The following is an 18,737-nucleotide window of genomic DNA, read 5'->3' as shown; positions in this document are numbered from 1 at the left end:
GGCGATGCGTCCACAGAATGTTGCCCTGACGGGCGCCAGCGGAACGATTGGCGCCGCAACCAAGAAAGCGTTGGAGGCCCAAGGCCACCGTGTCCTGACGCTTGGCCGTGAGGCCTTCCACAGCGCAGACCAGTTGTGCCATCAACTGAGAAGCCATGACGCCTCTGCAGTGGTGTCTTGCATGGCCTCTCGAACGGGCACCAAGGCCGATGCATGGCGGGTAGACCATCAGGCGCAATCGATGCTCCTCAAGGCCTGTGTGGAGGCGGGTTTAAGGCAGTTCGTCCTGCTCTCGGCCATCTGTGTTCAGCGGCCGAGGCTGCACTTTCAACACGCAAAACTGGCTTTCGAGCATGAGCTGATGACCTCGCCACTCGACTGGAGCATTGTGCGTCCCACAGCCTTCTTCAAATCCTTGAGCGGACAGCTCTCGCGGGTGCAGCGCGGCAAACCGTTTCTGGTCTTCGGAGATGGAACGCTTACCGCCTGCAAGCCCATTGCCGATGATGACCTGGCGGAGTTCCTGGTCGGCTGCTTGAATCAGCCGGAGCGGTCTCGCAAGATTCTTCCCGTTGGTGGGCCCGGAGAGGCCCTGACGCCACGTGATCAGGCAGCGCTATTGGCGCAGATTCTGGGGCGCCCAGTGCGGATACGACAGGTGCCGCCTGGGCTTCTGCTCTGGGTCTCGCGCGCACTGCACGTGCTGAGCAAGGCCTTCCCAGGCCTCGAAGCCAAGGCGGAGTACGCCCGCATTGGGCATTACTACGCGACCGAGTCGATGCTGCTGTGGAGTGAGGAGACGAAGTCCTACGATGCAGACGCAACACCGAGCCACGGCGTGGCCACGCTAGAGGACCACTACCGCGCCGTCTTGCGCCAGAGCGGCCTTACTTTGAGGAACAACCGGTAGGCATATTCCATAAGGCCAATGGCGCCGGGGAACTGCGCCATGATGGCCAGCCAACGCCACCTGGGCAACTGCTTCCAGACCTCGACAAAGGCCGCAGCCCCGCTCACCAGTTCACCATCTGGCCGGCGAACATGAAACCGAGCAATGGCAGCCTCTGGTACCAGGCCAGGCCCGAGTTCATCTGCGCTCACCTTGGTGACATCGAGCCAACAGATGCCATCGCCACCGGGGCCACTTTGATAAGACGAGATTTCGGCGCGGCACACGGGGCAGCCGCCGTCAAAGTAGACACTGAGTTTTCCTGGGGCGGAATCGAGTTGGGCTGTGCTCATAATTGCCAACGATGATGCCACTGCATTCCAGACAAAGACCACAGCCAGCCAGCTGAAATCGACCATGGCCAGCCCCACACCCCTCATCAAAGCCTTCAGCACGGACCAATTCGAGCTGCCACTGCCGCAAGGGCACCGCTTCCCCATGGTGAAGTATCGATGGCTGCGCGAGTCTTTGAATGCGCTAGAGCAGATCGAGGTCTGCCCACCACAGGCCGCCACAGACGAGCAGCTCATGCTCTGCCACGACGCGGACTACGTACACCAACTCTGCACAGGCCAACTCGATGGGCAGGCGATGAGAAAGATTGGATTTCCCTGGTCCGAAGCAATGGTGGAGCGCTCACGGCGCTCGGTGGGCGCCACCCTTGCGGCATGCGAACAGGCCTATGGGTCGGCGCCCGGGGTGGCCTTTAACCTGGCCGGCGGAACGCATCATGCGCACCGAAACTTTGGATCTGGCTATTGCTGCTTTAACGATGCTGCGGTGGCCTGCCACTGGATGCAGAAGAACCATGCTGGCCTGCGCGTGACCATCATTGATCTCGACGTTCACCAGGGCGATGGCACCGCCACCATCCTGGCTGGCCGTCCGAACACCCTAACCTGCTCTATCCACGGGGCCTCAAACTTTCCCTTTCAGAAGTGCGAGTCGGACATCGACATCGCACTGGCCGATGGCACCACCGATGCCGACTATTTAGTTGCCGTTCACCATCTGCTCGAGCGGCTGGATGCCCTTCCCCGACCAGACCTGTTGATTTACTTGGCGGGCGTAGATCCACTGGAGAGTGACAAGCTTGGACGCCTGAGCATCAGCCTTGCAGGACTGCTTGACCGCGACCGCGCGGTCTTTGCGTTTGCAAGGGCACGTGCCATTCCGATTGCCGTAGCCATGGCCGGTGGCTACTCCGACCCCATCGAGCTGACAGTCCAGGCCCATCGGCAGACGTTTGAGGCCGCCATTCAGGCCTATTGCCTGACCTGACATGACCAAGCGCGACCACCCGGGCAACAAAAGCTTCCTGCCAAGCAAGCTCTGCAGCGTATGCGGACGCACCATGACCTGGCGAAAGTCTTGGGCCAAGAACTGGGATGAGGTAAAGCACTGCTCAGATGCCTGTCGCAAACTGGGCAAGCGCAGCAGGCCTTCGGCAGCCGACTGACCGCGACTCATTACAATGTGGCGATGAACTTAAACCGCGCGTGCGGCTCCCCATGATGGGCGACTGGAGCCCACTGGCCGAGGCCATCCAGCTGGCCATTGCGCCTGTTTTCCTCCTGACTGGTGTGGCCGGCATGCTCAATGCACTCGGTGTTCGGCTGGCACGAGTGATCGACCGGGCACGCGCCCTGGAGGCCAAGCTTGAGCAGCTCGATGGCGCAGATGCCCGGGCCAAGCTCGAGGATGAGATCGAATCCCTTGCCACGCGAGGCCGAATCATCAATTGGTCAACGGCCTTGATGGTGATCTGCGCCCTACTCATCGGGCTCACCGTGATCGAGCTTTTCTACTCAGCTGGCATTACCGGCCGCCTGCAGCTCTCCAGTTGGGTGTCCATCACATTTCTGTCTGGCCTGGTCTGCTTCATCATGGCCTGCGTGCTCTACCTGGCAGAGATCCTTGTGGCATCTCGAAGTGTTCGAATTGGTGCCAACCGCTAGCCTGCCTCGGCTTTGGATTGGGCTGTTCACGCTTGTCCTCGTTGCTGGGCAGGCCTGGGCGACCCCTTGGGAGATTCGCGGGCAGGTGGTGGGCATCGCCGATGGCGATTCCATCACAGTGCTCACCGCAGACAAGAAACAATACAAAGTGCGCCTCGCGGGCATCGACGCCCCCGAACAGGCACAGCCTTTCGGACAACGCAGCAAGCAGTCTCTATCCGACCTTGTTTTTCGGAAAGAGGTGCGTATCGAGGTGCACGCAAAAGACCGCTACACGCGACAGGTGGGCATCGTTTATGAGGGCAGCAACAACATCAATCAGCAACAGGTGGCAAGAGGCCTGGCCTGGGCTTACCGTCAATACCTTGGGAAACTTCCGAAGCCCTTTGCAAAGGCGCTTCTAGACTCGGAGGCGCAGGCCAGGTCGGACAAACGAGGACTATGGGTCGACAAGAGCCCGACGCCACCGTGGCAGTGGCGTCGACAGAAGCGAAACGAATCGAGGTGATGATGAACACGATCCATTCCAACAGTGGCAGCAGGGTGATCCTCGCCCTCGCAGGTCTCTTCGGGGCCACTGGCGTGGTGGCGGGGGCCTTCTCTGCCCACGGCTTGTCGGCCTTCGCAGAGCCCCGCCTGGTGGAAATTTTTAAGACCGGTGCGCACTACCACCTCATTCATGCGGTGGCCTTGCTGGCGCTGGCCGGCCGAACGGGCCCCTGGACAACCTTTTCCGCCCTGGCCTTCACAGCGGGCATTCTTGTCTTTAGCGGAAGCCTCTACCTTCGGGTGTTGACCGACATTGCAGGTCTTGGGGCCATCACCCCTTGGGGTGGCCTGGCATTTATTCTGGGATGGCTCTCACTGATCCTGGCCGCCTGGCGGCAGCGCTAAGACATAGAGATAAACCTCAGGTTGACCCCTCCAGGGCCCGGCGCTATAACGACGCATGGGCTCGAGCCTCAAGAAACTGACCACCAAACCGTCGCCAGAGCCCGTTCTCGGCCTGTCCTCGCGCGCAGTCGCCGGGGGGTTGACGCCCCATCAGCGCAAAAGCCTGCTCGCTTTCATCGAGGGAACCGTGGTGCCCAAGCTCCTCAGCGCCTCGAATGACAAACGCAGCCGCCATGACCGGAGTTGAAAGCCCCTGAGAAGGGGTCTATAACGCAATCAAGGCCAAGGTGTTGGGGGACACATGCTGAAAAGAACAACGTCCAGTTGCGACGCATCACTGTCGAGAATCATCGAGGATGAGATCCTCCCTCGGCTCCTTGGCGCGCATCCCATGGTTACAAATGTCCATGCGCTCGAGACGCGTAGACCGGAGCATGTATTTGGCTCCACCGACATCGTGGCCTTTGCCAATGCCTGCATCGGCGAGAGCCCTGCTGCTGCGCAGGCCATCATCGATCGGTCGCTGGAGCGAGGTACGGAATCAACCGATCTTTTTATCCATCTCATCACGCCCACAGCCCGATACCTGGGAGAACTCTGGGAGCGAGATCTATCGGACTTTGCCAATGTAACCATTGGCCTGGCCAGGCTCCATGAGATTGCACATCGGCTTGGCTATGCCTACCAGGACGGGCCACAGACCTCGGGCCCACTGCATCGCATCATGCTCACCACTGCACCTGGCTCGCAGCACCTGCTAGGACTCATCGTCGTCTCGGACTTCTTTCGTCGTGCCAACTGGGAGGTCGTCATCGAAGTGGGCACCAGCGAAGAAACGATTCTTGAAACGGTGGCCAATGAATGGTTCGACCTTGCGGGCGTGTCGGTGGCCACGGAGCATGAACTGAGACAACTACAGCGGCTGCTTCCTCAGGTGCGGCAGGCCTCACGAAACCCAGGCCTAAAGTTCATGTTGGGCGGCCCAATCTTTGTCTCGGCCTTTGGGGCCGAGGCGCTGAGGATGGCGGCGTCGCTCGAAACCATTGGATGCTGTACCAGCGCACCCGATGCCGTGGCCTTGGCCGAACAAAACCTGCCGGCTAGACCCGTTTGAAGATGGTATTTGGGCAGGTGAACTGACTCTCGGTGGATGCGGAGTCTGCGCTGCCATCTTGGCACTTGTAGATGCAGGTTCTCATGCCGTTTCGCACCGACTGCTCACTGATATAGCAGGGGATATCAATCTGTTTCTCGGGCTGGTTCACAGTCTTGTGAACGTTTGATGATGGTGCCCCCTCACAACCCAGCAGCGCAGACAGCACCAGGCCGGTTGTCATCCATTGAAAGGTCTTCATGCGCCCACCTCCGATGGTCTCATGATCATGAGACTCGGATCAGGGCCTGGGGTTCCCCTCTGGCCTTGGCAAGGCTTTGCGCTTGCGGTAGCGAATGGCCACACTGGCCCGCCAGGCGAGGTTCACGATGAAGTAACCGAGCACACAAGAGACCACTGAAAAGGTCACCATGCCGAGCAGCAGTGGAACGCCCAAATCACCCAGGCTCGAGACCCAGCTCAGCAGACCGTCAATCAAGCCTTGGTCGGACTCTTGGGAAATCTCTGACACCACCGAGGCCACCTCAGACTCGACCACCTTCTCGCCGAGCATGGCCGAGCCCACGAGGTACGCCACGTAATAGATGGGCGGAAAGGTGAATGGATTGGTCACGAAGGTGCTGAGTGTGGCCACCGCCAAATTCGCCCGGAAATAAATGGCGATGACGGCTGCCAACGGAATCTGACCGACTGGGATGATGAAGGCACAAAAAAGCCCAATCGCAACGCCCACGGAGACGCTGCGGCGCGTGACATGCCAGAGCCCCGGCTGCAGAATGGCCGGCCCCAGGAAGCGCAGCGTCTTGTTGGCTGCGATCTGTTCCTGTGTGGGGAGAAACTTCTGGATAAACCGTCGGGCCATGAAAGGGGATGCGGGCAACAATGGGTGTAATGCTGTGCACAATACAAGAAGTCAGACCCGAGTCAAAAATGAGCCCAATTTCCGCTTCAAATCAACGTTCGACGGCGGCTTTCCTGCGAGCCACTCGGCTTCTACTGGTCGCGGGCGCCTTGCTGACGCTTGGGCTTTCCCCTGTTGCCGCAGGGGAGACGACCCCAAGAGCGCTTCAGATCCAGGGCGCCACGGCCGACAGAGCGGCACTGCTCACGCTCCTGCAGGAAGCTGACGTCATTTTGCTCGGTGAACTGCACGACAACCCGCACCATCACCAGGCGAGGGCGGATCTCTTGCGCGCACTGTCGGGTCGGTCCCTCCGTGTGGTGGCCGAGCACCTGATGGCGCCGCAGCACATGCCTGCCGGCACCCCAGAGACGCAATTGCAGCGGCTGAAGGCCGCAGGCTTTGATCCATCGGGCTGGCGATGGCCGCTTCACAAACCCCTGTTCGATGCAACAGACGAGCTGGGCTGGGCCGTGCACGGGGGCAATCTAACCCGGGCCCAGCTGCGTTCCGTTGGGCACCCGAAGCTGCTGGCACTGTTGAAGCAGGCACCGCTGTCTGCTGAGGCGCAGGCACTGCTCGACACTGACCTTCGAGATGGGCACTGCGGCATGCTTCCCGAGCAACACCTTGGTCATATTCGCCAGATACAGAGGCTGCGTGATGCAAGCATGGCGTTGGCTGCCTTGGAGCAACTTCCTGCGGTGGTGGTGCTGGGAAATGGCCATGCCCGGCTGGATTACGGCGTGCCCCAAATCCTGAGGGCGAGCCGTCCAGATCTCAAGGTGGTGTCAGTGGGCTTTGTTGAGCAGCCCCCCGATGCATCCCCACCTTTTGATGTCAGCTGGCAGAGCCCGTCGATCGAGCGGCCAGACCCCTGTCAGGCCTTTCGGGGTTTTTCCGCGCCCAGCAAAGACGCCAAAAGCGGCATGTAAGCGTCTGCCTGGCCGGCCTGCACGACAGCCTGAAGGTCGCTGAGCACGCCCTGGGCCACCGCACTGGAGACCCCGCTGGCCTGAGCCATGCCGTTGTAGTAGGTCAGGTCTTTGGAGGCATTGGCCACACTGAATCGAAAGTGCTCTGCCTTGCCCTCCAGCACATAGGGCTTGATTCGATCCAGGGCGGCCCCCCAACCGCCGCCCTTGGCCAGGGTGTCGACCAAGAGCTCGGCCGGGATGCCCGACTGTTCTGCACAGGCAAAGGCCTCGGCCATGAGCGTGACCGAACCCAAGGACACAAAATTGTGCAGGAGCTTTAACCGATGACCGGCCCCCACCGGCCCGGCATGGGTGATGTTCTCCGCAAAACACGCCAGCACCGGCTGAATCCGTTCAAAGAGCGCGGGCGGTGCTCCCACCAAGAGGTTCAATCGACCCTCTGCGGCCTCTTTGGGTGTTCTCGTCATGGCTGCATCTGCGAAGGCCCCGCCAGCCGCCTCCACAGCCTGCGCCAGGGCCACCGTGGAGTCTGGGATGGCCGTGGAGCAGTCGATCACCACGAGGCCTGGCCTCATGTGCGCCAGCAGGCCTCCCGGGCCACGCACCACTTGCTCCACCTGCGGTGACCCGGTCACCACCACCAGGACCATGTCTGCAGAGGCCACCAGCGACTCGATCGTGGGCATGGCCAGTGCACCCTGGGCCATGAGGTCAGCCGTGGGCTGATTGCCGGGGTGTTCCAGGAAGGAAAGTTCATGGGCCTTGTTGAGGAGGTTGGCTGCAATGCCATGGCCCATGAGCCCCACGCCGATCATCGAGATGCGCATCAGTAGAGCCCCGCCCGCTCGAGCCAACTGGCCTTGCCAGTCGACTTCTTGTCTGTGTTTGAGTCCTGCGCAGCAGGTGTGTTTGTGGCGTCGCCCAGATCAGGCTGATCTTGCGCTGTAGTCTCTTGGGCTTCCGCGGCTGCGGCTTCCTCCTCTTCGATGTTCTTGGCCATGAAGCCCAGGGCCTCAAACGGAACATCCAGGTTCAGGTGGGATGAGATTCGATCGGCCACATCTTGGGCCAGCTCAACGGCCTGCCGCGCGGAGATCTGCTCCAGTTGATAGGCGGCACCAATCTTGAAGACTTCCTCGGCGTACTCCAAGGGGATGTAGGCATCGATCTCACCATTGATGCTCTTGATCTTCTGAAAGGCGGAGGCCTTGGGATCAGGGGGCCGCCCCTCGCCCTGCACCAGGGCAATCATGCAACGCTCGGCATGGTCGAGCGATCGCTCTGCACCCTCGACAAAGGTCTTGTCGAGCACCGCACGACAGCGCAGGGCGATGCGGATGCGCGCAACCTGTGCCTCGCGAGAGTCACCCTTGATGAGGCAGGCCTGCTCAAAGGCAGCCTTGGCCTGCTCGAGGGCGTCCTTGTCTTTTCCGGAAAAGAGCCTTGAGAGCATGCGCGTGCGCCTTAGACGCGGCCCTGCTGTTTGGGCGCCTTGTGCTTGGCAGCGGCCAGTGCAGCACGCGTCTTGTCCATCAGGGCCTGGGCCGTCTGGCCATCGTCGGGGGCCAGAACCAGTGCAATGCGGGCACCGTTCCAGAGTTCGGTGGGAATCGGAGGCGACTCCATGATCGCCTCAAACTTCGCCATCACGCCCTGCAGGGCCCGATCCGTCGACATGTCGCGCAATAGAATTCCGAACTCATCTGGGCCCAGGCGGCCCACAAGATCCCCGTCTCGAACCGCGCGCAGCAATTTCTCGGAGAGGGCAAAGAGAAGCTCATCTCCCATTTCATCGCCGAGCTGCTCATTGACCGCCCGAAAGCCGATGAGGTCGATGTGCAGGAAGGCCAGCTTCTCACCACCGGGGCTGGCCTCGTCGAGAGCCGCAGACATCTGCCGCGCAAGGTCTCGGCCCGTGAGCAGACGGGTGAGCGGGTCTTTGCCCAGCAGTTGCTGAAGCTCAGCCTCGCGATCAGACACCTCGGCAAGGGCTGCAAGCCATTGGCGGGCAATCCCGAAGAATGCATCCAGACTCTCTTTGGTCTCAGGCTCAAGCGGTGCAGCGCGAAAAATGGCGAGCTGGGCATACTGCGATGGGCCGTATTCAAGACCCGCCAGATAGGCTGCGCCCTGCAGCTGAGACATGTTCTCCGCTGCCAATCCCTCTGCGAAGACCACCCGTTCATCCCGAAACAGCGCGTCGATGCGCTCGGTCACCAGTGACATTACACGCTTGGGGTCGTCCTGCTGAACGACTTCAGCGGCTGTCAAAAGAAGTGACGCGGAAACAGCCTGCTGCATCGGATTGCCCTCCCGGCTGGTGAATTTGGCTTACTTTAACCTGGGACGGCTTCAATTCAATGCCAGCGCTTTGATGGGCTTAAAAGGCTTGAAGGATTAATTCGATTCGACCAGGTTTCTCAGCCCGCTGAGCTGTCCGGGGGTGATGGCGCGCACCTGCTCGGAGGTGAGCCAGGGCAGGATGCTGCTCAACTGACTCGGGTCGAGCGAGGCAATCTGCTCAGACCGAAGGGCTCGAACCTGCTGATCCGACAGGGCCGAGAACACGGCAGGCTGCAGCATTGAAATCTGCGCAGCCTCGAGCTGACGAATCGAGACAGGAGACAGGCGAGCAGCCTCGCGCGGGCCGAGCTGGGCCAGATCCTGGGTGTCTAGCCGAACGGGGTCGCGCTTTGCCGAGGCGAGAAGTTCCTGCAACAGCGCCGGGTTGCGCCCAACCCGACTCACCCACACAAACCGCTGCGACAGACGAAGCCCCGCCACCTGTGCCTCAGGCAGTTGTGCGAACTGGGCTGGCGCCAAAAGCAAATAGACAACCCGCAACTGGGGGATGCTCAGGGCCGAGAGTTGTGCACCGCGCAAGGCAGCGATCTGCTCCGGCGACCAGGTGGCCATTGCGGCCAGAGGTACGTTCGAGATGATCGCGGGTGAGAGCTGTTGAATGATCAAGGGATCGAGTTGCTGCCAAGTGCCCAGGGGCAGCACCGCAAGCTGCTCGGCCGAGATCGCTGACGGGCTGAGCAACAGGCTTGCAACATCAGCCGGTGCGCTGCCCAGCAGGCTGCTGGTGCCGGCCTCTTGCGGGGTTGATGCAGGCAATGCAGGGATAGTGCCGGCTGCGGAGGTCTCCGTGGCCGTGGCGGTGCTTGCTAGAACATCTCGCGCTGCAGTCTTCTGTGCCGTGGTGAGATCTGCCAATTGCGCCGGCGTGAGCAGGGCCGACACATCTGCGAGCTGCGACGCACTCAACTCCTGAAGCTGCACTGCGTCCAGAGCAGCCAGCTGAGCGGCGGACAAGCCAGCCAGTGTTTCGGCTGGCAGCGTGGCCACCTGGGCCGCGGTGAGCTGTTGAAGGGCTGCCGCATCCCAAGCCACCATGTCTTGGGCAGTCAGCGCCTGTAAGGCGTCGGGTGTCAGCTGCGGCACCTCCGAGAGCGGCAGGGAGGCGCCGGCCAGGCGAGAGCCTGCACCTAGTCCCATGGACTCACTCGTGGGCTTCTCGGCCTCGAGCGCCTGGGAAATCAGGGCTTGTACAGCCTCCAATGTCTCCGTGGGCAGGGCGGCGCGTGCCTCGGCTGGCAGGCTCGGAAGCAGTGCCAGGACTTCGCCAGGACTGGCCTGCGCCAGGGCGGCAGGGGAAGACGTCGCGACACCAGTGGCTGCAGCGGTGGATGCGCCGAGGGCATCGGAGGCCGCTGCAAACAAGTCACCGACCTGGGCCACCTGCTCCGTGGTCAGGGCTGAGGCCTGGGCAGGGTCCAGGGCGGCCAGCACACTACTCACCTGGGCGGGACTCATCGTCTGAAGGGTCTCCGCAGGGATGGACTGCGCCACGCTGGTTGGGAGGCTTGAGAGTGCACTGGCCGGCAGTGTGGCAGCCGAGGCCGGAGTGGCCGCTACCGCCTCGGCCACTGCCTCGGCGACTGTTGCGGCCACGCTCCCGGGCGCCGTTGGGCTGCTTAGCGCCGGGGATGTGCCAACAGCAGTCGTAACGGCTGTGACGGTCGTGGCGGTCTGAGCGGCCGCAACACTCGGGCTGGCGGCTGCCCCAGCGCTTGCGGCGGCCGCCACCGCTGCAGGCTGACTGGTGGCGCTCACCGGCAGTGAGACCGCCGGCGCCGCCGATGTCACTGCAACCGGTTGTGGCACAAACCGAACCGTGGTGGGGCTGAACTGCACAACGGTCTGGGTGGCGGTTGGGACCACTGGAACGGTGACCCGGTCGAAGATACTCGCCAAGGTTGTGTCTTGATTGGTAACCGAGTAATTTGAAACATCATTTCCAGCAAGCGTGTTGGTCAACAATACTGGTTTGTTGCCACCCACGGCAGCATCTAAGAAGACCCCCGATGACGAAAGCGACACATCATCGCCGGCGACCAGCCCTGAGAGGGTGCTGGACCCAACGTTGGCAAAGGCCACATTCGATCCGTCATAGAACTTGTCGAGTGCGGTAATACCCACTATGGTGAGTCCCCTGGGTGTTACATCTGCCGTCGTGCTGGCCTGATCCGTAATGTCGTAGTTAGCCACGTCCGAACCACCATAGCTCGACGTCAGCGTCACCGTCTTTCCCGGGGCCGCATTCTTGTTCGCAAACACGCCTGTCGCAGTCACCGTCAGACTGTCGCCGCTGACCACACCCACCGTACCCTCCAAATACGACTGGGTCAGTGCAGCCGTGCTCACCGTGGCCGATACCCCTCCGTCATAGACCTTGCCCGAAGCCGTGATCCCACTCATTGTGATGGGCTTGGCAGTAATGCTTGCGGTCGTCGTATTTTGGCCTGTGATGTTGTAGTTGGTTACATCAGCACCAGAGTAGGTGCTGGTCAGTGCCACGGTTTTTCCAACACCAACATTCTTGTCATCAGCTGTGTTGTCGGCATTACGGAATGTGCCAGTGGCGGCGACAGCGAATGCATCACTGGCGACCAAACCACCTTGCTGAAGGACCGCTGCGGTGACTCCACTGGTATCGACTTGTGCCACCGCATTGCCATCGTAAACCTTGTCCGATGCGGTAATTCCGGAGATCGTCAACGATTTCGCCGTGATACTCGCAGTGGTGGTCGCAGTGGGATTCAGTGTGTAGTTTCCGGCATCTGCGCCAGCAAGGGCACCGGGGTTGGACACTGTGACCGTCTTACCTGCTCCAACATTCTTGTCCGAGAAGGCGACAGTGTGGGCACCAGACGCACTCAACGTAAGGTCATCGTTGAGCAATGGTGTGACTGACAATGTTCCTGTAATGGTTCCGGAGGTACTGCCGTCGTAGACCTTGCTCTGCGCGGTCATGGCATTGAGTTGTATGGTCCGAGCAGAAACATTTGCCAAGGTCTGCGTCGAAGTGTTCATCAACTGGTAGTTTCCCGCGTCCGTTCCTGCGACGGCAATTCCCGCCACGGTGACCGTCTTGCCTGTCCCCACATGCTTGTTATTAAAGACGCCACTGGCCGAGGAGAGAACAAGGCTATCCGTTGCGATCATGTCCGAGAGCAGCGTGTAAGTTGCCGCCGTGGTGGCATCATAAATTTTGTTGTTTGCCAGGGCTGTTACTGAAAGATTCCGAACCGTGATGCCCGCCGTGGTGGTGGGCTGCGATGTAATCGCGTAGTTCGACGCACTCGTGCCCGAGTAAGTAGAAGTGAGCGTGATTGTTTTTGTGGCCCCCACATTCTTGTTGTCGTAGAGGCCTGATACCGACGCAAAAGTAAGGTCATCTCCAGTCTCGCGCCCGATTGCATCCCAGTCCACGCCAGCAGTCGACACGTTGGCCGTTCGCGTGGCGTCGTAGACCCTGGCGCTTGCCGTGATTCCCGTAACCGTAATGGGCTTGGCCGTGATACTCACTGCTGCGTTGGCATTGTTGAGCGTAGGCAACTGATAGTTTGTGGCCAGGCCGCCGTTGGCGCCATCCGCCAGGGTAATGGCGTTGATGAACTTACCGGCTGTGGCCACGTTCTTGTCATTTGCAGTGGCGCTGCTAAAGCCAAGGGTCTCGGTTCCCACACCGGTGGTAATCGTCACCTCCGACCCCGTCAGCGCAGTATCACCGTCATAGACCTTCGCAGCAGACAAACCAACCGTCTTGGCCGTAATGCTCACTGCTGCGTTGGTATTGTTGAGCGTAGGCAACTGATAGTTTGTGGCCAGGCCGTCGTTGGCGCCATCCGCCAGGGTAATGGCGTTGATGAACTTGCCGGCCGTGGCCACGTTCTTGTCATTTGCAGTGGCACCGCTAAACCCAAGGGTCTCACTCCCCACACCGGTGGCGATCGTCACCTCAGACCCCGTCAACGTCGTATCACCGTCATAGACCTTCGCAGCAGACAGACCAACCGTCTTGGCGGTGATGCTCAACGGTGCATTGGCCGTATTGAGGGTCGGCAACTGATAGTTTGTAACGAGGCCGCCGTTGGTGCCATCCGCCAGGGTAATGGCGTTGATGAACTTGCCGGCCGTGGCCACGTTCTTATCACTGGCAGTGGCGCTGCTAAAGCCAAGGGTCTCACTGCCCACACCGGTGGTGATCGTCACCTCCGACCCCGTCAGCGTAGTATCACCGTCATAGACCTTCGCAGCAGACAAACCGACGGTCTTGGCGGTGATGCTCACCGGGGCATTGGCGGCATCCAGGGTGGGCAGTTGATAGTTTGTGGCCAGGCCCCCATTGGTGCCATCCACCAAGGTAATGGCGTTGATGAACTTACCCGCCGTGGCCACGTTCTCATTACTTGCCGTGGCGCTGCTAAAGCCAAGGGTCTCACTGCCCACACCGGTGGTGATCGTCACCTCCGACCCCGTCAGCGCCGTATCACCGTCATAGACCTTCGCAGCAGACAAAGCAACCGTCTTGGCCGTGATATTTGCATTGACTGTGGCCGTGGGATTGCTCACGGAGTAGTTTCCAGCGTCTGTTCCAGTGAGCGCTCCTGCAGTGACACTCACAGCCTTGGCTGTACCCACATTCTTATCAGCAAACGTTCCCGAAGCCACTGCTGAAACCGTATCTCCCGAGATAACTTCAGCAGACACATTCGCGGTGACCGCAGCAGTATCAGTACCGTCGTAAACCTTGTTTTGGGCGGAATAAACGGCCGAAATACCCAATGGTGTGATGTCCGCAGTCGTGCTTGCCGTGGTGTTTGCAACATCGTAGTTCCCTGCATCGACGTTCTCGGCTTCAGTGCCCGAAATATTGATTCCAACCACTGTGATGGTCTTGTTGTTCGCTACATTTTTATCTAAGAACGATGCAGATGCGGCCTTCGAAATAACCTTGTCTGTTCCGATGGCGTCATTCGAAAGCGCGGCTGAAGCGGTGGTGGACTGATCGTAGACGCGGTTATTGCCGATGGCCGAGGTGGTTAAGGCTCGCTTGGTTACCGCAAGGGAACCGCTGCCCCCCAAAACCGCATAGCCAAGTGCACTCGTTCCCGTACTAACCGTCAGAGAGTAGGTGCCAACCCGTGTATTTCCGGACGTGGAGGTCAAATTATTGACAACAGACACAGAGGGGTTGACGGTGTAGGCAAGGGCCTGGGTATCTCCATTCAGCAATCCGGAAATGCTGGGGGTGAGCGATCCGATGGACCCGTACGTGCGGCTGAGTGAGCCAATCGACGCCGTGAGGGTTGGCTGCTCTCGATAAATGACATGAAGGCCCGTCGACTCCAGTGCAGCGCTGTAGCCGGTAGAGCCCTCATTGCTGTTGTAACGGAACCGGCCTGAGCCGGCGGGCACCAGACGAAGCAGGTTTGCACTTCCCTCGGCCACAGCTCCTGTGTATAGCAAACCCTGCCCACCGGTGCTGATGCTTGCGGTGTCCGACACAATGAGGTTGGCTGCCGAGGCCGCCAAAGAATTACCAGAAACACTTCCAGCGTTCAGCACCAAGTTGCCGCCCGCAACCACGTTGGAATTCACGTAGAGATTGGTGTCCGTCACCCTCAGGTTGAGTGCACCGGTGGTGGTGAGGCCCGAGAGGCTCGAGACGGTTCCGACATACACACCGGTGCCATGACTGGCATTGGCCACGGACACACCGGTTCCGGCCAAGAGGTCTAGGCTTGCAACATTTCCGGCCACCGTGCCCAGACTGTTGGTGATGGTGGTTCCGGAGACGATCTGATTGGTTTTGAGGTCCACCGCCGCCAAGGGGGCATTAAGCCCAAGGTTGGTGACCGTGAGGGCGGCCGCTCCTGCCGTTGCCCCCTGATTGATCGCGCCAGTACCAGACGCATTCACCACCAGGGTGTCCACTGTCACGGGTGCCCGGAACCCCACGGCCGCGCCACTCGAACCGCCCGCTGTGAGTTGTAACAAAGACCCACTGCCCGCAATGTTGATGGCTTGATTGATGGTGATGTTTCGGTCTGCCGTGAGGCTGAGAGTGGCCCGTCCAGTCGTGGTCGCTCTGGTGATGGCCGCATCCACCACGATGTCACCATCCTGAACGCCCGCACCCGTGGTGGTGACGGTCACGTCGGTTCCAGCCTCAAGAAGGGTGTTGATCGTGGTGTTGAGGATGGTGGAGTTGTCTGCAGACGGAGTCCAGGTGCTGCCGTTGTTCACATCGCTGGTCATTGCGCCATTGGCCGTGGCCGACGTGATCGTCACGTTGTACGGGTCAAACAGCCACTCGCCGGACACACCCATGGGCGCCGACGCATCGCCTGTGACACCCTGTACATCCAAGTTCGCACCAGAGGTCTCAATTCGACCACCGTCGCCACCCTGCGGGCCACCCCGCGCGCGAAGGTCTCCGGCCACCCGCGTGACCCCCTGCGGATTGGCGGTGTCAGACCAGACCACCACGGTGCCGCCATCACCCTGCTCGCTGGCTGAGGCATCCAGCCGAGCCCCCGAGGCCACCACCACCGCATTGGCAGAGTTGATGCGGGGGTCTTGGCCTTGCCATCCGCCACCGACCAGCACCTCTCCCCCGCCTGCGGGCCCACTCGCCTCCAGTGCTGCGGCAGCGCCTACAAAAACCTTGTCACCGGTGACCAAAATCTCACCACCGCGGGTGCCGGCCTCAGCGCCACGCGCATTCAGTTGACCTTCCACGCCCACCACGCCACGCTCACCGCCCTGCAAGAAAATGCGACCGTTTTGGTTGACCAGGCTTTGCGCAGTGACTTCTCCCGACTGCTGGATGACACTCTCGAGAATGGCATTGGCGCTTCGCGCCGAGAGCACAACCACGCCTCCATCGGCCCGAATGACATGACGGTTGGACACCAGTGCGTTCATGACAGCGGCATCCACCACCACCGAGAGGCGGCGTGAGCCGGCAAACTGCAGGGTCACCGCCTCGCCTGCGGCCATGGCCACGGTGCCCTCACGGGCCAAAACCACGCCGTCATTTCGGACCTCGGGCGCCAGCAGGGCAATGTGCCCACCAAGTTCTGCCTGCAGCCGGCCCGAATTCTCCACGCGCGCACCAGCAGCGCCCCCGGTGAAATGCCAGCGGCCGGCGAGAAAGTCTTCGTTGCTCAGGTTGTGGACGGTCACGATCAGTCCACCCACGTCGACCTGGGCCGTAGCCCCAAAGACCACCCCCTGCGGGTTGCTGAAAATCAACTGGCCGTTGGCCTGGATGCGACCCATGATCTGGCTCGGGTTGGCATCCAGGATCCGATTGAATGTGGTCGACTGGGCACTTGGGGCGATGAACTGCACCGACTGGTCACGACCCACATTGAAGGTGTCCCAGTTCACGATGGCCTGATGGGTCGACTGTCGCACCGTCATCGAACCATTGTTGGCCTCAATGCTGGCCTGGCCCGAAACCACCTGCCCCCCGGAAGGCAAGACAGCCTGCGCACATGCGGCGGTGGTCATCATCCAAACAGTCGTCCCCAGCAACAACTGCCGCAGAGCGCGGGCAGCCGTGTGGGTCGTGGATGGGTCAGTGCGCATGTCGCATCTCAGCATCGGTCCTAGAACCGAAGGTTCGCATCCAACCGGAAACGGTTCAAGGTTCGCGTGCCGTCCTGGTCCAGGCCCAAGGTACTGCGGCCAGGGTTCTCGCCGAGCCGACGGGCCCAGGTGAGCCTCACGGACGATTCAGCAAAGCCGAAGTCGGTCTGGGCGCCGAGCCAGAGGCCATAGCCACGCAGGCTGTAGTCGTTGGGCGAGGCGGCACCGGCGAAGTCGTTCTCCTTGTTCACCCGAACGCGGCCATGGTCGTAAAAGCCAGACACGGTCCATCGCTGGAACTCCGAATTCCAACGATGCTGCCACTCCAGGCTCGCAAACCCACCCAGGGCCCCACCTGCCTCATTGGTCGGGTAAGCCCGAACGCCTCTCGCACCCCCCAAGAAGAATTTCTCGGAGCCGTCTAAGTTACGGTTGGCCCACTGGCCTTGCGCCATGACCACCAGTGTGTTGGAGGGATCCAAGACCTGTCGGCGCATGGCCGAGAGCCTCACCTTCGAGAAGTAGCCCGCGGTCTGCGTGGTGCTGGCATCTGAGGTGCGATGCGCCTCGGGTGAATCGGAGAGGTCTAGCTCCCCGCGACTCCAGAAGGCAGACCAACTGTTCTCGCCACCGCCCATCCAGCCGTCTGCCGCGTTGCCCTCCAGGCCCATGGAGAACAACTGGCTCTGGTAACGCGAGACCACCTGGCCTGCTGCCTCGTTTCGATAACGATTGTTGTCAAACATCATCTGAAAGCTGATGTTTCCGGAGGGCCTGCGCTGCAGGGGCACGACCACAAAGAGCCCCTGGTTCGAGGTGGGGCCGCGCATGTCTGCGCTGGAGAAGTCTGAGGAAATCAGCTTGTACTGCATCGCCGACCATTGGCCTCCCACACGCCAACCGTACTGATTGAACGGAAGGCTGTACTGAACTTGCGCGTACTGAACGCCCTCGGTCACGAGCCCCTGGGCCACGAGGCTGTCGCCGCGTTGGGTGGGATTGTTGAAGCTCGCCCGCACATGGGCACGCTCTGGGCCCGTGGAGCGGGAGCCGCTGTTGTCGACCCCTACCGTCAATTCGACAGGCTTGGTCTGCTCCACTTGCAAAACCGCCCCGGTCTGCCCCTCCTCCTGGCCCGGCACCACATTGAGCCGCGTCTGGACACCGGCCAGGTCTGCCAGTTTGGCATTGGCCTCCTCGAGGGCCGGCAGCGAGACGGCCTCACCCACGGGCTGGGCCGTCTCAATGACACGCTTGGGAACCTGGGTGTTTTGCAGCAAGCCCTGCGGGTCTTCAATGCGCACGCCACTGAAGGTTGACTCCACCACCTGAATGAGCAGGCGACCTTCAGAGAGGTCCTGCGGGGGAAGGGTTGAGCGGGCCAGCCAGCCACGCTCTCGATACAGGCTGTTGACCACCTGTGTGATGCGATCGAGACTGCGCAGGTCCATGTTGGCCCCCACAAATGGGGCCAGGGCTGCGCGAACGTCCTCCACGGGCAGGGCAGTCACCCCCCGGACCACAAAGCCTGTGAAGACCGAACTGCCCTTGGCGCCCTCAATCTCCTTGGCCATGGTGGAATCGACCCGGGCGGGTTCCGGCGTGCGCACCACCGACTCATCCACGGTGACGGGTGCAACCGGTCGAAGAACGGCCTTGCTGGCACTCTGATTGGTGTCGGTGGGGAGCACCGGCGGCGCCTCCACGACCGGTTCGGCAGGGCGCTGCGCGAGGGCCTGCTCCACTGTCTTTCCGCAGGTTTGTTCAAAGAAGACCGACAGCAAGGGGTCGGCCTTGAGCAACTCCAACGAAGCCGGCCCAGACGAGCAGACGCTTCCCAGAACACCTGCCGGGTTCTGGGCATGGGCTGGCATGGCTGCAAGCCACGCCCCTGCCAGCCAAGCCCCCCGCAACACAAGCATTCTCATGGGCCAGCCCATTGCTGCCACCTCAAAAAGTTATGACCAACATCTAAAGGTCGGTCGCTGGGCCGAAAACTTGACCCCTCACAACCCCTCGGAGCCCACCAGGGCCG

The 18,737-nt window shown here is 61.0% G+C and carries 16 protein-coding genes; 8 read left to right on the top strand and 8 right to left on the bottom strand.

Annotated elements, in window-relative coordinates; genetic code table 11:
• Positions 1-4: 4 nt before the first annotated feature.
• On the top strand, positions 5-910 hold the full coding sequence (locus AC8GDA_RS02720) for an NAD(P)H-binding protein (protein ID WP_506556773.1): 906 nt from the start codon (positions 5-7) through the stop codon (positions 908-910).
• Here the strand turns inward: AC8GDA_RS02720 and AC8GDA_RS02715 are convergent.
• Entirely contained in the window at positions 859-1,308 is a 450-nt protein-coding gene (locus AC8GDA_RS02715; RefSeq protein WP_506556772.1) for a thiol-disulfide oxidoreductase DCC family protein, read from the bottom strand. The two genes, AC8GDA_RS02720 and AC8GDA_RS02715, sit on opposite strands and share 52 nt — an antisense overlap.
• Between AC8GDA_RS02715 and AC8GDA_RS02710 the strand changes: the two genes are divergently transcribed.
• From AC8GDA_RS02710 to AC8GDA_RS02685, 6 genes are all read left to right on the top strand, one after another.
• Positions 1,307-2,230: a histone deacetylase family protein gene (locus AC8GDA_RS02710; protein WP_506556771.1), complete on the top strand. Its 924-nt coding sequence runs from the start codon at positions 1,307-1,309 to the stop codon at positions 2,228-2,230. The two genes, AC8GDA_RS02715 and AC8GDA_RS02710, sit on opposite strands and share 2 nt — an antisense overlap.
• 1 nt (position 2,231) lies before the next feature.
• Positions 2,232-2,408, top strand: coding sequence for a DUF2256 domain-containing protein (locus tag AC8GDA_RS02705; protein WP_506556770.1), 177 nt, complete (start codon positions 2,232-2,234; stop codon positions 2,406-2,408).
• A 40-nt stretch (positions 2,409-2,448) separates the two neighbouring features.
• A complete protein-coding gene (locus AC8GDA_RS02700) occupies positions 2,449-2,907 on the top strand; it encodes a DUF2721 domain-containing protein (RefSeq protein ID WP_506556769.1) in 459 nt (152 codons plus the stop codon).
• Positions 2,894-3,415 carry a thermonuclease family protein gene (locus AC8GDA_RS02695; RefSeq protein ID WP_506557182.1) on the top strand — a complete coding sequence of 174 codons (522 nt, stop codon included), beginning with the start codon at positions 2,894-2,896 and terminating at the stop codon, positions 3,413-3,415. The genes AC8GDA_RS02700 and AC8GDA_RS02695 overlap by 14 nt, the downstream gene beginning before the upstream one ends.
• Positions 3,415-3,801, top strand: coding sequence for a DUF423 domain-containing protein (locus AC8GDA_RS02690; protein ID WP_506556768.1), 387 nt, complete (start codon positions 3,415-3,417; stop codon positions 3,799-3,801). The genes AC8GDA_RS02695 and AC8GDA_RS02690 overlap by 1 nt, the downstream gene beginning before the upstream one ends.
• Positions 3,802-4,102: 301 nt before the next feature.
• Complete coding sequence (locus AC8GDA_RS02685; RefSeq protein WP_506556767.1) at positions 4,103-4,915, top strand: cobalamin B12-binding domain-containing protein; 813 nt, start codon at positions 4,103-4,105, stop codon at positions 4,913-4,915.
• Here AC8GDA_RS02685 and AC8GDA_RS02680 read toward each other — a convergent pair.
• Positions 4,902-5,156 carry a hypothetical protein gene (locus AC8GDA_RS02680; protein ID WP_506556766.1) on the bottom strand — a complete coding sequence of 85 codons (255 nt, stop codon included), beginning with the start codon at positions 5,154-5,156 and terminating at the stop codon, positions 4,902-4,904. The two genes, AC8GDA_RS02685 and AC8GDA_RS02680, sit on opposite strands and share 14 nt — an antisense overlap.
• Positions 5,157-5,195: 39 nt before the next feature.
• On the bottom strand, positions 5,196-5,777 hold the full coding sequence (locus AC8GDA_RS02675; protein ID WP_506556765.1) for a DUF2062 domain-containing protein: 582 nt from the start codon (positions 5,775-5,777) through the stop codon (positions 5,196-5,198).
• A gap of 149 nt (positions 5,778-5,926) precedes the next feature.
• On the opposite strand from AC8GDA_RS02675, the gene AC8GDA_RS02670 reads away from it, so the two are divergent.
• Positions 5,927-6,751, top strand: coding sequence for a ChaN family lipoprotein (locus tag AC8GDA_RS02670; protein ID WP_506556764.1), 825 nt, complete (start codon positions 5,927-5,929; stop codon positions 6,749-6,751).
• On the opposite strand, the gene AC8GDA_RS02665 is transcribed toward AC8GDA_RS02670, so the two are convergent.
• The 5 genes from AC8GDA_RS02665 to AC8GDA_RS02645 form a co-directional block, all read right to left on the bottom strand.
• Positions 6,697-7,584 (bottom strand): NAD(P)-dependent oxidoreductase, encoded by an 888-nt coding sequence (locus AC8GDA_RS02665; RefSeq protein ID WP_506557181.1) that lies wholly within the window; start codon positions 7,582-7,584, stop codon positions 6,697-6,699. The two genes, AC8GDA_RS02670 and AC8GDA_RS02665, sit on opposite strands and share 55 nt — an antisense overlap.
• Positions 7,581-8,207 (bottom strand): hypothetical protein, encoded by a 627-nt coding sequence (locus AC8GDA_RS02660; protein WP_506556763.1) that lies wholly within the window; start codon positions 8,205-8,207, stop codon positions 7,581-7,583. The genes AC8GDA_RS02665 and AC8GDA_RS02660 overlap by 4 nt, the downstream gene beginning before the upstream one ends.
• An 11-nt stretch (positions 8,208-8,218) precedes the next feature.
• The gene (locus AC8GDA_RS02655; RefSeq protein ID WP_506556762.1) at positions 8,219-9,025 is read right to left on the bottom strand and encodes a GGDEF domain-containing protein; all 807 of its coding nucleotides are present in this window, start codon (positions 9,023-9,025) and stop codon (positions 8,219-8,221) included.
• A 126-nt stretch (positions 9,026-9,151) separates the two neighbouring features.
• Entirely contained in the window at positions 9,152-16,702 is a 7,551-nt protein-coding gene (locus tag AC8GDA_RS02650) for a YDG domain-containing protein (protein ID WP_506556761.1), read from the bottom strand.
• Between the two features lie 20 nt (positions 16,703-16,722).
• Positions 16,723-18,630, bottom strand: coding sequence for a ShlB/FhaC/HecB family hemolysin secretion/activation protein (locus tag AC8GDA_RS02645; RefSeq protein WP_506556760.1), 1,908 nt, complete (start codon positions 18,628-18,630; stop codon positions 16,723-16,725).
• Positions 18,631-18,737 lie beyond the last annotated feature (107 nt).

The organism is Hahnella aquatica (SeqCode) (genome assembly GCF_965194505.1).
In the GTDB taxonomy this organism is placed as follows: domain Bacteria; phylum Pseudomonadota; class Gammaproteobacteria; order Burkholderiales; family Burkholderiaceae_A; genus Hahnella; species Hahnella aquatica.
Note: the sequence above shows the minus strand (reverse complement) of the source record. Positions and strands in the feature narration are given on the sequence as shown.

Bases quoted from the DNA above. Each gene is read 5' to 3' on its own strand.
- AC8GDA_RS02720 (WP_506556773.1), top strand. From the start codon at position 5: ATGCGTCCACAGAATGTTGCCCTGACGGGCGCCAGCGGAACGATTGGC.
- AC8GDA_RS02645 (WP_506556760.1), bottom strand. From the start codon at position 18,630: ATGAGAATGCTTGTGTTGCGGGGGGCTTGGCTGGCAGGGGCGTGGCTT.
- AC8GDA_RS02685 (WP_506556767.1), top strand. From the start codon at position 4,103: ATGCTGAAAAGAACAACGTCCAGTTGCGACGCATCACTGTCGAGAATC.
- AC8GDA_RS02690 (WP_506556768.1), top strand. From the start codon at position 3,415: ATGATGAACACGATCCATTCCAACAGTGGCAGCAGGGTGATCCTCGCC.
- AC8GDA_RS02715 (WP_506556772.1), bottom strand. From the start codon at position 1,308: ATGGTCGATTTCAGCTGGCTGGCTGTGGTCTTTGTCTGGAATGCAGTG.
- AC8GDA_RS02710 (WP_506556771.1), top strand. From the start codon at position 1,307: ATGGCCAGCCCCACACCCCTCATCAAAGCCTTCAGCACGGACCAATTC.
- AC8GDA_RS02675 (WP_506556765.1), bottom strand. From the start codon at position 5,777: ATGGCCCGACGGTTTATCCAGAAGTTTCTCCCCACACAGGAACAGATC.
- AC8GDA_RS02650 (WP_506556761.1), bottom strand. From the start codon at position 16,702: ATGCGCACTGACCCATCCACGACCCACACGGCTGCCCGCGCTCTGCGG.
- AC8GDA_RS02680 (WP_506556766.1), bottom strand. From the start codon at position 5,156: ATGAAGACCTTTCAATGGATGACAACCGGCCTGGTGCTGTCTGCGCTG.
- AC8GDA_RS02660 (WP_506556763.1), bottom strand. From the start codon at position 8,207: ATGCTCTCAAGGCTCTTTTCCGGAAAAGACAAGGACGCCCTCGAGCAG.
- AC8GDA_RS02705 (WP_506556770.1), top strand. From the start codon at position 2,232: ATGACCAAGCGCGACCACCCGGGCAACAAAAGCTTCCTGCCAAGCAAG.